The sequence below is a fragment of the Microbacterium testaceum genome (assembly GCF_003075375.1).
Lineage (GTDB): Bacteria > Actinomycetota > Actinomycetes > Actinomycetales > Microbacteriaceae > Microbacterium > Microbacterium testaceum_E.
The window spans coordinates 27,613-40,822 of record NZ_QDFT01000013.1 but is presented as its reverse complement, the minus strand read 5'-3'; the positions used below and the strand labels follow the sequence as shown (position 1 = coordinate 40,822).

Annotated in this window: 12 protein-coding genes; 9 read left to right on the top strand and 3 right to left on the bottom strand. The window is 72.3% G+C overall.

Annotation, left to right across the window (positions count from 1 at the left end):
- The first annotated feature begins 68 nt into the window (after nucleotides 1–68).
- Genes DC432_RS07210 through DC432_RS07200 form a run of 3 tightly spaced genes read left to right on the top strand, consistent with a single transcriptional unit; the run spans nucleotide 69 to nucleotide 3,116 of the window.
- Nucleotides 69–998, top strand: coding sequence for a carbohydrate kinase family protein (locus tag DC432_RS07210; RefSeq protein ID WP_116537288.1), 930 nt, complete (start codon nucleotides 69–71; stop codon nucleotides 996–998).
- The gene (locus tag DC432_RS07205) at nucleotides 995–1,648 is read left to right on the top strand and encodes a class II aldolase/adducin family protein (RefSeq protein WP_207770776.1); all 654 of its coding nucleotides are present in this window, start codon (nucleotides 995–997) and stop codon (nucleotides 1,646–1,648) included. The genes DC432_RS07210 and DC432_RS07205 overlap by 4 nt, the downstream gene beginning before the upstream one ends.
- Before the next feature lie 10 nt (nucleotides 1,649–1,658).
- A complete protein-coding gene (locus DC432_RS07200) occupies nucleotides 1,659–3,116 on the top strand; it encodes an aldehyde dehydrogenase family protein (RefSeq protein WP_116537287.1) in 1,458 nt (485 codons plus the stop codon).
- 19 nt (nucleotides 3,117–3,135) lie between these two features.
- Here DC432_RS07200 and DC432_RS07195 read toward each other — a convergent pair whose 3' ends face one another.
- The 3 genes from DC432_RS07195 to DC432_RS07185 all read right to left on the bottom strand — a co-directional run bounded on the left by DC432_RS07195 (nucleotide 3,136) and on the right by DC432_RS07185 (nucleotide 6,258).
- On the bottom strand, nucleotides 3,136–4,413 hold the full coding sequence (locus tag DC432_RS07195) for an MFS transporter (protein ID WP_207770774.1): 1,278 nt from the start codon (nucleotides 4,411–4,413) through the stop codon (nucleotides 3,136–3,138).
- Entirely contained in the window at nucleotides 4,410–5,480 is a 1,071-nt protein-coding gene (locus DC432_RS07190; RefSeq protein WP_116537286.1) for an alpha/beta hydrolase, read from the bottom strand. Before DC432_RS07190 ends, DC432_RS07195 begins: the two co-directional genes overlap by 4 nt.
- Nucleotides 5,481–5,622: 142 nt before the next feature.
- Nucleotides 5,623–6,258 (bottom strand): TetR/AcrR family transcriptional regulator, encoded by a 636-nt coding sequence (locus tag DC432_RS07185; RefSeq protein ID WP_116537285.1) that lies wholly within the window; start codon nucleotides 6,256–6,258, stop codon nucleotides 5,623–5,625.
- A gap of 56 nt (nucleotides 6,259–6,314) precedes the next feature.
- Between DC432_RS07185 and DC432_RS07180 the strand changes: the two genes are divergently transcribed.
- The 6 genes from DC432_RS07180 (at nucleotide 6,315) to DC432_RS07155 (ending at nucleotide 12,999) form a co-directional block, all read left to right on the top strand.
- Nucleotides 6,315–7,736, top strand: a complete 1,422-nt coding sequence (locus DC432_RS07180) for a flavin monoamine oxidase family protein (RefSeq protein WP_116537284.1) — start codon at nucleotides 6,315–6,317, stop codon at nucleotides 7,734–7,736.
- Nucleotides 7,733–8,167, top strand: coding sequence for a hypothetical protein (locus DC432_RS07175; RefSeq protein ID WP_116537283.1), 435 nt, complete (start codon nucleotides 7,733–7,735; stop codon nucleotides 8,165–8,167). The genes DC432_RS07180 and DC432_RS07175 overlap by 4 nt, the downstream gene beginning before the upstream one ends.
- A 20-nt stretch (nucleotides 8,168–8,187) precedes the next feature.
- The gene (locus DC432_RS07170; protein WP_116537282.1) at nucleotides 8,188–9,072 is read left to right on the top strand and encodes an alpha/beta hydrolase fold domain-containing protein; all 885 of its coding nucleotides are present in this window, start codon (nucleotides 8,188–8,190) and stop codon (nucleotides 9,070–9,072) included.
- Nucleotides 9,073–9,133: 61 nt separating this feature from the next.
- A complete protein-coding gene (locus DC432_RS07165) occupies nucleotides 9,134–9,358 on the top strand; it encodes a hypothetical protein (RefSeq protein WP_108319970.1) in 225 nt (74 codons plus the stop codon).
- A 31-nt stretch (nucleotides 9,359–9,389) separates the two neighbouring features.
- On the top strand, nucleotides 9,390–9,755 hold the full coding sequence (gene crcB / locus DC432_RS07160) for a fluoride efflux transporter CrcB (RefSeq protein WP_116537281.1): 366 nt from the start codon (nucleotides 9,390–9,392) through the stop codon (nucleotides 9,753–9,755).
- 82 nt (nucleotides 9,756–9,837) lie between these two features.
- Nucleotides 9,838–12,999 (top strand): efflux RND transporter permease subunit, encoded by a 3,162-nt coding sequence (locus tag DC432_RS07155; protein ID WP_116537280.1) that lies wholly within the window; start codon nucleotides 9,838–9,840, stop codon nucleotides 12,997–12,999.
- The last annotated feature ends 211 nt before the right edge of the window (nucleotides 13,000–13,210 follow it).

Below are 13,210 nucleotides of genomic sequence, written 5' to 3'. Positions count from 1 at the left end.
CAGAAAGTGGTACAAATGTGCCACTTCGTGACGCGACTTCTCGCGTCGCCCGACCCGGAGGTTCGACGATGAACGCCGCCCCTGAGATCGTCACGCTCGGAGCCCACGTGCTCGACACGATCGTGCACCCCGTCGACGCGATCCCCGAGGGACAGGGCTCGCTCCTGGTCGACGAGATCGTCCTGTCCGCCGCCGGCCCCGCCGGGGGCACCGCCCTGGTGCTGAGCAAGCTGGGAGCCCGCGTCACGACCAGTGGGGCCGTGGGCGACGACGTCGCCGGACGGGTACTGACCGGCCTGCTGCGCGACGCCGGCGTCGACGTCACGCACCTGGTCGCCGGCGATCTGCCGACCTCGGCATCCGTCCTGCCCATCCGCTCCGACGGCTCGCGTCCGGCCCTGCACGTCGTGGGCGCGAACGCGCTCGCCGCGGACACCGTGCCGTGGCAGGCGCTCGCCGCCGCCGAGCACGTCCACGTCGGCGCGCCCGAGCTGCTCGGACCGGAGAACGTCGTCGAGATCCTCGAGCACGCCCATCGCCACGGCGCGACGACCTCTCTCGACTTCCTCATCGGCGGCGACCCGGCCTTCTACGGGCTCATCGAGCCGCTGCTTCCGCACGCCGACTACGTCCTGCCCAACGCCGAGCAGGCCCTGGGCTGGACCGGAGAGACGGACCTGCCCGCGGCCGCCCGCGCGCTGCACGCGGCGGGCGCGAGGATCGTCGCCGTGACCGACGGGGGGCGCGACATCGTCGTCGTCGAGGACGGCGCGGTCGAACGCGTTCCGATCGTCCCGGCCGAACCCGTCGACACCAGCGGAGGCGGCGACGCCTTCTCCGCGGGGTTCGTCTTCGCCCGGCTGCGCGGCGAGGACGCGATCGCCGCGGCCCGCTTCGGTTCCGCCGTCGCCGCGCAGGTCGTGTCCGGCGTCGGCACCGCCCACGGCCGGTACGACGCCGCCTCCATCGACGCGCTGCTCGGCACGGTGGCCCCGTGACGCGGCCCGACGACGACCCGCGCGCCGACATCGCGCGCGCGTGCCGTGCGCTCGCCGCGCAGGGCCTGGTCAAGGGAACGGCCGGCAACGTGAGCGTCCGCGTCGCGGGCGGCATCGCCATCACCGCGACCGGGGTCGTGTTCGCCGAGGCCGCCGTCGACGACGTCGTGATCGTCGGCGATGACGGCCGGATCGTCGCGGGCGACCTCGCCCCCAGCTCCGAGCTCGAGCTGCATCGGGCGGCGTACGCCGACGAGGCCGTGGGGGCGGTCGTGCACACGCACGCCCCCGCCGCGGTCGCCCTCTCGCTCGTCTCGGACCGGCTGCCGTGCGTGCACTACCAGCAGCTTGCGCTCGGCGGCGAGATCGACGTCGTGCCGTTCTCGGTGTTCGGCTCCGCCGAGCTCGCCGCCGACGCCGGACGCGCGCTGGCCGGGGCGAACGCCGTCATCCTCGCTCATCACGGCGCGGTGACGACCGGTCGCGATCTCGCCGAGGCGATCTCCAACACGACCGTGCTCGAGTGGGCCTGCGACATCTACCTGCGGGCTCGCGGGGCCGGAAAACCCGCCGAGCTCAGCGCATCGCAGCAGGCGTCCGTGATCGCCACCGCGGTCGCGACGGGGTACGGCCGCACGCACGGGGTGTGAGATGGATGCCATGACGACCACGACGTTCGCCTCGGTCAGTCCCCTCGACGGTCGAGTCGTCGGCACGCACCCGGTGCACGGTGCCGACGAGGTCGCCGCCGCGGTCGCCCGCGCCCGCGCGGCCGCCCCGGTCTGGCGGGGCCTGGGCTTCTCGGGAAGGAAGCGCGTGCTGCACGCCTGGCGGCGCGCGATCGTCGCCGACCTCGACGGCCTCATCGACACGGTCCGGGCCGAGACGGGCAAGCCACGCGGCGACGCACGGCTCGAGATCCTGCTCGCCCTCGACCATCTGTCGTGGTCGGCGGCGCACGCCCGGCGGACGCTGCGGCGGCGGCGCGTCGCCTCGGGCGTGCTCATGCTCAACCAGGCCTCGAGCCTGGGCTACGTGCCCTACGGCGTCGTCGGGGTGATCGGGCCGTGGAACTACCCCGTCTTCACCCCCATGGGGTCGCTGGCCTACGCGCTCGCCGCGGGCAACGCCGTGGTGTTCAAACCGAGCGAGTACACCCCCGGCGTCGGCGTGTGGCTGCAGCGCGCCTTCGTGCGCGCGGGCGGGCCGGCCGACGCGTTCTCGGTGGTGACCGGCTTCGGCGAGACCGGGGCCGCCCTCTGCCGCGCCGGTGTCGGCAAGATCGCCTTCACCGGATCGACGGCGACGGGCAAGGCCGTCATGGCCGCCTGCGCCGAGACCCTCACCCCCGTCGTCATCGAGGCCGGCGGCAAGGACGCCCTGCTCGTCGACGAGGACGCCGATCTCGACGCGGCTGCCGAGGCAGCGGTCTGGGGGGCCTACTCGAACGCGGGTCAGACCTGCATCGGCATCGAGCGCGTCTACGCGCACACGGCGATCTACGACCGCTTCGTCGCGGCGGTGGCCGAACGCACGGCGGAATTGCGGGCCGGAGCCGACGAGGCGGCTCGGCTCGGTCCCCTCACCATGCCGCGACAGGCCGACGTGGTCCGCTCGCACGTCGCCGACGCGCTCGCGCGGGGCGCGGTCCTCCGGGTCGGCCCGGTGCCCGCGGACGGGTCCACGCTGCAGCCCGTGCTGCTCACGGACGTCGACGAGCGGTCCTCCGCCGTGCGCGACGAGACCTTCGGTCCCACGCTCGTGGTCAATCGCGTGGCATCCATGGACGAGGCCGTCGAGAAGGCCAACGCCGTGCGCTACGGCCTGTCGGGTGCGGTCTTCTCGAAGCGGCGCGGCCGCGATCTCGCGCTGCGGCTGCGCGGCGGGATGATCGCGATCAACGCCGTGATCGCCTTCGCCGCCGTTCCCGCGCTCCCCTTCGGCGGGGTGGGGGACTCGGGTTTCGGCCGCATCCACGGCGCCGACGGACTGCGCGAGTTCACGTATCCCCAGGCGCTCACGCGTCAGCGCTTCCGACTGCTCACGCTCACGACGATGCGGCGGTCGGCCGCCACCGACCGCCTGGTCGATCGCCTGATCCGGCTGCTCTACCGCTGAGCGCGCGCCGCGGCGACGATCACCGCACCGAGCGCACGCGCATGATCACGACCGATCCGAGCAGTCCCGCGAGGCCGCTGGCGAGGAAGAGCCCGGGGAACCCGCCGAACAGCACCACCGCGCCCGCGCCCAGCAGCGGACCGAAGGCCTGGGGACCGGCGAGGGCGATGTTCATGATCCCCACGTCCTTGCCCCGCGTCTCGGCCGAGGGCAGCACCTGCGTGGCCAGCGCCTGATCGACGGCGAAGAAGCAGCCCTGTCCCAGACCGAGCAGCACGGCTCCGACCACCGCGGCCGACTCCGACGGGGCGATCGCGAGCAGCAGCGCGGCGATCGCCTGCGCCGAGCCCGACGCGAAGACGAACACCCGGCGGCGACCGACGACGTCGCTGAGTTTTCCGAGGGCGACGGATGCCACGATCGTCACCGCCATGTAGATCACCGTCGTGAAGACGAGGAAGCCGGTCGGGTCGGCCACTCCCAGCGCGAAGGTGAAGAAGTACAGCAGCATCGTCGTCGCGATGGCGTTGCCGAGGTTGATGAGGACGCGGCTCGCGACCGTCCACGCGAAATCGGGGTGACGACGAGGGTCGACCCAGATCGACGTGAGGATCGTGCGCGGGGTCAGCGGTGCGAGCAGGGCGGCCTCGGTGTCCGTCAGGGGGGCATCGCGCAGGACCAGCAGGAACGGCACCGCCAGCACGAGTGCGCACACCGCGAGAGCGAGGTATCCCGAGGGCGTGGTGGTGAACACCGCGGTCACCAGCACGATCCCCAGCAGGATGCCGAGGGCGTTGGGCGCGGAGATCCATCCCGACACCAGGCCGCGCTGCCCCGCGGGCACCGTGTCGGCCATCACCGCGGTCAGGGCGGCGGATGCCATGCAGAAGCCGATCATGACGGCCGTCCACATCGCGACGGTGCCGAGGGTCGCGGTCTGCACGCCGAGCAGGGCCAGCCCGGTCGAGGCGAGGACGACCCCGCCGAGGATCCACGGGCGTCGTCGGCCGAAGCGGGAGCGGGTGCGATCGCTCAGGGCGCCCACGATCGGGTAGGCGATGACGACGAACGTCCCGGCGACCGCGCTGACCAGCCCGTAGGTGACGAGCGAGACGAGCCAGTCGTCGCTCGCGTGCTGGGCGGCGATCTGCAGGGGAAGGAGCACCTGGACGGGCACGAGCTGGGCCATCCACAAGCCCAGCCAGACCCCGGCGAAGGCGGCGATCCACCCGGCCCGGACGGGGCGCGTGGGCTCGGCGTAGGCAGCCGACGACCCGAGCGGGGTGTCGGCGATCACCGCGCGTCGCCCGCCGGTGCGGCGGCGAGGGTGGCGAGGGCCCAGCGACCGGCATCCGCCACCGCCGTGCGCGCGTCGCGGAGGGCGCCGCACGCGTTGAAGAACCCGTGGATCTGGTCGGCGTGGGTCACGAGGGTCGTGGGCACGCCGGCCGCCTCGAGCTTGCGCGCGTACGCCACCCCCTCGTCGCGCAGCACGTCGAAGCCCGACACGGCGACGTAGGCGGGGGCGAGTCCCGACACGTCGTCGGCGAGAAGGGGGGACACGAGCGGATCGTCGCGTCGGCCGGAGTCGCCGAGGTAGTGCGCGGCGTACCAGTCCATCTGCGCCTCGGTGAGGAAGAAGCCGTCGGCGAAGAGCTCGTACGACCGGTGCTTGCGCGACAGATCGGTGACCGGGCAGAACAGGATCTGGAACGCGGGCGAGCCCTCGGCGTCCGCGCGCGTCACGGCCGACACGACCGCCGCCATGTTGCCGCCGGCGCTCTCGCCGCCGACGCCCACGGTCGACGCGCGGGAACCGAAGCGCGCGGCGTTGTCGCGTACCCAGCGGAACGCGTCGACGCCGTCCTCGAGGCCCGCGGGGAACGGGTCCTCGGGGGCCAGGCGATATCCCACCGACACCACGGTCAGGCCCGAGCTGTCGGCGAGCGTGCGGCAGGTGGCATCCGCGCTGTCGACGGATCCGAGCACCCATCCGCCCCCGTGGAAGTAGACGACGGTCCCGGATGCCGCGCCGTCGGTGCGAGCGCGGTACACGCGCCCGGGGACGGACCCGGAGCGCGTGGGGATGACGATGTCGTCGCGCTGCGCGAGGCGCAGGGTGCTGGCGAAGGTCCACGCCTCGCGCTCGATGTGCTCGCGGGCGGCCTCGACCGGGAGCAGCTCGAATCGCGCGCCCGGTGCGTCGTTCATGACGCGCAGCGAGGCCTGCACCGCGGGGTGCAGCGTGCATCCGTCGACGACGACCGGGCGGCCATTGACGGCGCGCAGGACGACGGATGGCGTCGAGCCGAGGGCGCGTGCCCCCCACCGGAGCGCATGGTCGTGGAGGCGGGGACGGATCATCGCGGAACCCTTCTGTCGATCACTACGGCGGGATCGACTGTGGGCTCACTTTATTGCACAGACGTACCAGTTTCTGTGACGAAATTGTGAAATGACGAGGTCCGGTCGAAATGAGCCGCAGAAAACAGTACGTTTGTCCCACTTAGGCGGGGGACGCGTCCGTCTCGCCCAGCGACGACGTCGCGGCGAGCGTCACGAACCCCACCATCGCGGCGCGCAGGGCGTGCGCCAGCGACTGGAACTGGACCTCTTCGGAACGGGCGATGCGATGCAGGGCGAAACCGTCGATCAACGCGACCACCGCGGCCGCGGCGCGGGGGTCGGTCACGCCGTTGGTGCGCAGCACGGCCGCGGCGAGAGACCGGGTCTCGTCGAGGATGCGTTCCACGTGCACCCGCAGGGCCGGATGCCGCGAGGCGAACAGGTAGATCTCGAACTGCGCGACCGTGTGCTCCTGCGACTGCGTCCGCACGATCTCGACGAACTCGTCGATCGCCGCCCCGGGGCGGTTGCCGCTGGTCTCGAGAACCGCACGGAACTGCTCGAGGCGCTCCATCTCGGCCGCCATCGCGTGCGCGACCGCTTCTCCGATCATGTCGTCGAGGGAGTCGAAGAAGTAGGTCGTCGACGAGTGCGGAACACCGGCCGCGGCGGCCACCGACCGATGGGTGACGGCGGCGATGCCGCCCTCGGCGATGATCGCGATCGTCGCATCCAGCAGCAGTTCCCTCCGCGCGCGGCCGCGCGCCCGCATCGATCGGGTCGACGTCTCGCTCACGCTGTCCTCCTCGCCGGCTCCGCCGGCCGCTGTCGCACCAGAAACGGAGCAAGCCTATGACCGCCTCCCCCTCGACCGTGGCCGAGTCGTCCGCCCCCGACGTCGACGTGGTCGTCGTCGGCGCCGGCCTCTCGGGTCTCACCGCCGCCCACCGCCTTCGTCAGTTCGGGGCGCGCGTCGCCGTGTTCGAGGCCGACGACCGCGTCGGCGGACGCGTGTCCTCCGCCGAGGTGGCGGGGGTCCACGTCGACCTCGGCGGCACGTTCGTCGGGCCCGGCCAGGACCGTGTGCTCGCCCTCGCCGACGAGGTGGGGGTGACGCGTTTCGCCACTTACACCGCCGGTCAGAACGTCATCCGGTGGCGTGGTCAGCATCGGCGGTATCGCGGCACGGTGCCGCCGGTGGGTGCGAGCATCGTCGACGTCGCCCGCATCCAGCTCACGCTCGACCGGCTGGCGCGTACCGTTCCGTGCGGTCGACCCGCCGCCGCCGGCCAGGCCGCGCAGTGGGATGCCGAGAGCCTCGGATCGTGGCTGCGCCGGTCGCACGCGTCATCCGCCGCCCGCGACCTCATCGCCATCGCGGGGCGCACCACCTGGGGGTGCGAGCCCGACGAGATCTCGTTCCTGCACGCGCTGCACTACATCCATCAGGCGGGCGGGCTGTCGTCCATGCTCGACACCGCCGGGGGCGCCCAAGAGGAGCACTTCGTCGAGGGATCGTACGAGATCGCGCGCCGACTCGCCGCCGGGCTGGGCGAGGCGCTGCGCCTGCGGGCGCCGGTGCGTCGGATCGACGCGACGGCCGACCGGGTGCGCGTCACCACCGACCACGAGAGCGTCAGTGCGCGCGCGGTCGTCGTCGCCGTGCCGCCATCTCTGCGCGGCCGGATCGCCTTCGCCCCCGCCCTGCCTCCCGCGCACACCCAGATGGCGCAGCGCTGGCCGGCCGGAGTGCTGTCCAAGGCCTACGCGGTCTACGACCGCCCGTTCTGGCGGGATCGCGACCTCTCCGGCCAGGGCCTGTCCGACACCGGTCCGGTCTTCATCACCTTCGACGCCGGCCCCGCGGGATTGGATGCGCCCGGCGTGCTGCTGGGCTTCGTGGGCGGGGTGTACGCCCGCGAGTGGGACGACCTGCCCCCAGCGGAACGCCGCGCCCGCGTGCTGTCGTCGTTCGCCGACCTGTACGGACCGAAGGCTCTGGACGCCACCGGCTACATCGATCAGCGCTGGGGGGCCGAGCCCTGGGTCGCGGGCGGGCCGACCGCCGTGCCCGGGCCGGGGGCGGTCGTCCCCTACGCCTCGGCGCTGGCGGAGCCGGTGGGCCGCGTGCTCTGGGCCGGCACCGAGACCGCGAAGCGGTGGACCGGCTTCATGGATGGCGCCGTGCGCGCCGGGGAGCGCGCCGCGCTGCAGGCGCAAGCCCTGCTCGCCGTCCCCACGACCGATGACGAACAGACGGGAGTCGCCCGATGACCTGGCGCCGTAGCTACACGCACCTCACGACCGCGACAGCTGACGCGGTGTGGAAGAGGTGGACCACGCCCGAGGACTGGGTGATCGACGATCCCGACCTGCGCGAGGCGGTCTTCTCGACACCGCCGCGCGTCGGCGAGAGGGGGCGCGTGGTCAATCACGGTGCCCCGGCCCAGCGGTTCACCTTCACCGACCTGCAGCCCGGGGTGGCGATGGACTTCCGCATCGGTCTTCCCGGCGCGACCCTTTCTTTCCCGCACCGTATGGTGAAGACCGCGAACGGCCTCTCGGTCACGCACGGGGTCGAGATCGCGGGTCCGCTGTCGGCGGTCTTCGGCCTGCTCGTGGGGCGCAAGATCGCGGCCGGCCTTCCCGCCGTCGTGCGGCTGGTCACCACGAACGCGCTGGGCGACATGGCATCCGGAAGCTGAGAGCGCCGGTGTCGCTTTCGATGAGGCTCACGACGGCGGCGATGTGGCTCAACGCCCGCCCGATCCGCCGCGCGCTCGGGCGCGAGGACTATCTCGCCACCCTCGACCCCGATCGCCGTGCGGCCACCCCTCCCGCGCGTCTGCGTCGCCGCGGCCGGGTGACGGTGACGCACGAGGGCGGGCGGCCCGTCTTCCGCTACGAGCCCGCTCGGCGGACGCCGGGGCTCGAACTGCTGTACCTGCCCGGGGGAGGCCTGGTGAATCCCCTCGTCCCCGAGCACTGGTGGATCATCGAGCGCCTCGCCCGCGCGACCGGGGCGGCCGTCACGGTCGTCTGCTATCCGCTGGCCCCCGAGCACGGTGCCGACGAGACCCTCGCCGCCGTCGACGCGCAGTACGAACGGCTGGCCGCGCGCCGAGGGGTGTCCCGACTGCTCGTGGCGGGCGACTCGGCGGGGGGAACCGTCGCGGTGGGTCTCGCGCTGCGGGCGCGGCGTCGTCCCGACGCGCTGGTGCTCCTGTCCCCGTGGTTGGATCTCGCCCTGGACGACCCCGCGATCGGCCGGCGCGTGCGACGCGACCCGTCGCTGCGGGTGCCCGGCCTTCGTGCCGGCGCGAGGGCGTGGGTCGGCGCGCGCGGCCTGAACGATGCGGCGCTGAATCCCGCTCGCATGCCGCTCGCGACGCTGCCGCCCACCCTCGTGTTCCAGGGCGGGTGCGACATCTTCTTCGACGACGCCGTCGCGTTCGTGGCGCGAGCCGCGGCGGAGGGGGCGCCCGCGCGCCTGGTCACCGCGGCGGCGGGGTTCCACGTCTACGTCGGGGCGTTCTGGACGCCCGAGGCGCGGGCTGCGTTCGACCTCGTCGGAGCGCTCTCGCGGGACCCTCGAGGCACGGTGACATAGCTGTACATATGTGCAACAATCTGCGCAGGGTGACGACGACGCACCCACGACGGAGGACTCCATGACTGCTCGATACGACCTCGCCAAGATCAAGCTCGGAACGCTCATGACGGACCCGGATGCCGCGGGCATCATCCTCGACGTGATCCCCGACCTCAAGGCGAGCCCGACCTACCTCGTGGCTCGCACGCTCACGGCCAGTGCGGCGCTCAAGCTCGCCGAGGCTCAGATCGGCGCCGAGAAGGCCGGAGAGCTGCGTCGCCGCGTCGAGGCTCTCGAAGCCTGAGCCGGGGGCGGGGCGGGCGTAGATTGGCGGCGTGAACCCCCTCGTCTTCCTCGCCGTGGTGATCGCCGGTGGCGTCGGGGCGGCGGTGCGCTACCTCGTCGACGTGGCCGTGCGGCGGCGGACGGGGGAGCGGTTCCCGTGGGGGATCCTCGTGGTCAATCTCACCGGCGCGCTCGCTCTGGGGCTCGTCACTCCGCTCGCGGCGGACGAGGCGTGGCGGTGGATCATCGGCACCGGTCTGCTGGGCGGCTACACGACCTTCAGTGCGGTCGCGGTGACGACCGCTCTGCTCGCCGAAGAGGGCCGCACGCGGACCTCGGTCGCGTACGCGGTCGCGTCGTTCGTCGGCTCGGTGATCGCGGCGGCGATCGGGCTCTCGGTGGGCTCCCTGCTCTGAGCCCGGCCGTGCGGGCGAGGCCCGTGGGATACTGAGGATTCGATACACCCTTGTATCGAAAAGTCACCCCGGAGGGTCCTTCGTGTCGTATTTGGCCGTCCTGAGCCTGAAGAACCGCGCCCTGATCGCCCTCGTGACGATCGTCGCGGCGATCTTCGGCGGTCTCGCGCTGACCAGCCTCAAGCAGGAGCTCATCCCCTCGATCGAGTTCCCGCAGCTCGCCGTCGTGACGACCTACCCGGGGGCGTCGCCCGAGGTCGTCGAGGCCGACGTGTCGACCCCGATCGAGAACGCGATCCGCGGCGTCGAGGGCCTTGAGTCGACGACGGCGACCAGTACGACGAACTCCTCGATCGTGTCGGCGTCGTTCACCTACGGCACCGATCTCGCCGCCGCGCAGCAGAAGATCCTCGCGGCCATCGCGCGCATCGACGACCAGCTGCCCGAGTCCGCCGACACCACGGTCGCGTCGGCCAGCATCGACGACTTCCCCGTCATCCAGCTCGCCGTCACCGGCTTCAGCGACGCGCAGGCCACGCAGTCGGTGCTGCAGAACAGCGTCATCCCCGACCTCGAGGACGTCGACGGCGTCAACGGCGCGCAGATCGTCGGCGGCACCGGCCAGCGCGTGACGATCACCCCCGACACCGGCAAGCTGGCCGAGCGCGGCTTCAGCCAGCAGGCGATCACCGACGCGCTCGACGCCAACGGCGTGCTGTTCCCGGGCGGCTCGCTCACCGAGGGCGATCAGACCCTCACCGTGCAGACCGGCGAGAAGCTCACCAGCGTCGACGAGATCTCGGCCCTCCCGCTCGTGCCGACCGACGCGGCGCAGCAGCGCGCGGGCGCCACCACGATCGCCGACGTCGCGACGGTGCAGCTGCAGACCGACCCCGTCACGACGCTCTCACGCGTCGACGGCCAGCCCGCCCTCACGATCGCCGTCACCAAGCTCCCGGCGGCCAACACCGTCGACGTCTCGCGCGGGGTCCTCGCCGCCCTGCCCGGTCTGGAGTCCCAGCTCGGTCAGGGTGCGACCTTCACCGTCGTGTTCGATCAGGCGCCGTTCGTCACGCAGTCCATCGAGGCCCTCGCTCAAGAAGGTCTGCTGGGCCTCGTCTTCGCGGTCGTCGTGATCCTCGTCTTCCTGCTCTCGGTGCGCTCGACGCTGGTCACGGCCATCTCGATCCCCACGAGCGTGCTCATCACCTTCGTCGGCCTGCAGGCCTTCGGCTACTCGCTGAACATCCTCACCCTGGGCGCGCTCACCATCGCCATCGGCCGCGTCGTGGACGACTCCATCGTCGTGATCGAGAACATCAAACGCCACTACGTGGGCGACGCCGACAAGATCCCCACCATCATCCGGGCCGTGCGCGAGGTCGCGGCCGCCATCACGGCATCCACGATCACCTCGGTGGCGGTGTTCCTGCCGATCGCGTTCGTCGGCGACGTGACCGGCGAGCTGTTCCGCCCGTTCTCTCTCACCGTCACGATCGCCATGGCCGCCTCGCTCCTGGTCTCGCTGACCATCGTGCCGGTGCTCGCGTCGTGGTTCCTCAAGCCCGGGACCGTCGTGCGCGACGCCGACGGCGAGCCGGTCGACCCCGAAGCCGCCGACGCGCCCCCCACGCGCCTGCAGAAGGCGTACGTGCCGGTGCTCAGCTGGACACTCCGGCACTCGTGGGTGACCCTGGGCCTCGCCGTCCTCGTGCTCGGCGGCACGCTCGCCGCGGTGCCGTTGCTCAAGACCGACTTCCTCGGCGATTCCGGTCAGAACACCTTCACCGTGACGCAGAAGATCGGTTCGGCCCCGAGCCTGGATGCCGAGGACGCGGCCGCCCAGAAGGTCGAGGCCGTGCTACTGGACACCGCGGGTGTGCAGACCGTCCAGACCTCGATCGGCTCGAGCGGCTCGGCGCTGCGCGACGCCTTCTCGGGCGGCGGGACGGGCATCACGTACTCGATCACCTCCGAGTCGGGTGCCGACCAGGTCGAGTTGCGGGAGCGCGTGCGCACCGAGCTCGAGAAGCTCACCGATGCCGGAGAGATCGAGGTGGCCTCCTCCGGCGGCGGCTTCGGCTCCACCGACATCACGGTCGACGTCACCGCCGCCGACGGCCAGGCGCTGCAACAGGCCAGCGACGCGGTCGTGGCGGGCCTGGACGGACGAGAGGGCATCGGCCAGGTCACGAGCAGCCTCTCGGCCTCGCTGCCGTTCGTCTCGGTGCGGGTCGACCGCGACGCGGCCGCCGAGCGCGGGCTGTCCGAACGCGCCGTGGGCGCCCTCGTCACAGCCGCCCAGCAGCCGCGCCAGGCCGGCACGGTCGAGATCGACGGACGCGGCGTCACGGTCTACCTCGCCTCGGCCAACCCGCCGGCGACCATCGACGACCTGCGCGCGCTCGAGATCCCCAGCGCCGCCGGGACCGTCCGCCTGGACGAGATCGCGACGGTCGAGCAGAGCCAGACCCCGCCGTCGATCACCACCTCGCGCGGGCTGCGCACGGCATCCATCACCGTCACCCCCACCTCGGACGACCTGGGCAGCTCCTCGGCGTCAGTGAACGCGGCGCTGGCCGATGTGCAGCTCCCCGAGGGCGCCACCGCGAAGGTCGGCGGCGTCGTCACCGACCAGCAGGACGCCTTCGGTCAGCTCGGGCTGGCCCTGCTCGCGGCCATCCTGATCGTCTACGTCGTGATGGTGGCGACCTTCAAGTCGCTGCGCCAGCCGCTCGAGCTGCTCGTGTCGGTGCCGTTCGCGGCCACCGGTGCGATCCTGATGCTGTTCGTCACCGGGGTGCCGCTGGGCGTGGCGGGCATGATCGGCGCGCTGATGCTCGTCGGCATCGTCGTGACCAACGCGATCGTGCTCATCGACCTGGTCAACCAGTACCGGGCGCGCGGACTGAGCGTGCACGACGCGACGATCGTGGGCGGGGCGCGACGCCTGCGCCCCATCCTGATGACCGCGCTCGCCGCCATCTTCGCCCTCGTGCCGATGGCGCTGGGCATCACCGGGCACGGCGGTTTCATCTCGCAACCGCTCGCGGTGGTCGTGATCGGCGGTCTCGTGTCGTCGACGTTCCTGACGCTGCTGGTGCTGCCGACGCTCTACAACCTCATCGAAGGAGCGAGCGAGCGGCGCCGGGAGCGACGCGCGTCGAAGACGGCCGAACCGGCCGAGACAATCGCCGAAGACGGTCACCCGCTGAGCCGACGCGAGCTGCGCGAGAAGCACTGACCGGGCGCGCCCGCCCGCCGGGGCGGGTCGGCCTGGTCGACCGCATCGACGAGGCGAGGGCGAGCGTGCGCCCTGCGGCGTGCGACGAATCGGCGCGGTCGACCGGTCGCGCGTCCGCGCAGCAGATTGCGGATGCCGGTCCCTGCGCCCATGCCGTATCACCGCGGGTGGGGGCGGCGGTGGTGTGCGAGCGTGCGCCGAGGCCCGCGAG

Bases quoted from the DNA above. Each gene is read 5' to 3' on its own strand.
- DC432_RS07170 (WP_116537282.1), top strand. From the start codon at position 8,188: ATGAGGCTCACGACGGCGGCGATGTGGCTCAACGCCCGCCCGATCCGC.
- DC432_RS07210 (WP_116537288.1), top strand. From the start codon at position 69: ATGAACGCCGCCCCTGAGATCGTCACGCTCGGAGCCCACGTGCTCGAC.
- DC432_RS07180 (WP_116537284.1), top strand. From the start codon at position 6,315: ATGACCGCCTCCCCCTCGACCGTGGCCGAGTCGTCCGCCCCCGACGTC.
- DC432_RS07200 (WP_116537287.1), top strand. From the start codon at position 1,659: ATGACGACCACGACGTTCGCCTCGGTCAGTCCCCTCGACGGTCGAGTC.
- DC432_RS07175 (WP_116537283.1), top strand. From the start codon at position 7,733: ATGACCTGGCGCCGTAGCTACACGCACCTCACGACCGCGACAGCTGAC.
- DC432_RS07190 (WP_116537286.1), bottom strand. From the start codon at position 5,480: ATGATCCGTCCCCGCCTCCACGACCATGCGCTCCGGTGGGGGGCACGC.
- DC432_RS07165 (WP_108319970.1), top strand. From the start codon at position 9,134: ATGACTGCTCGATACGACCTCGCCAAGATCAAGCTCGGAACGCTCATG.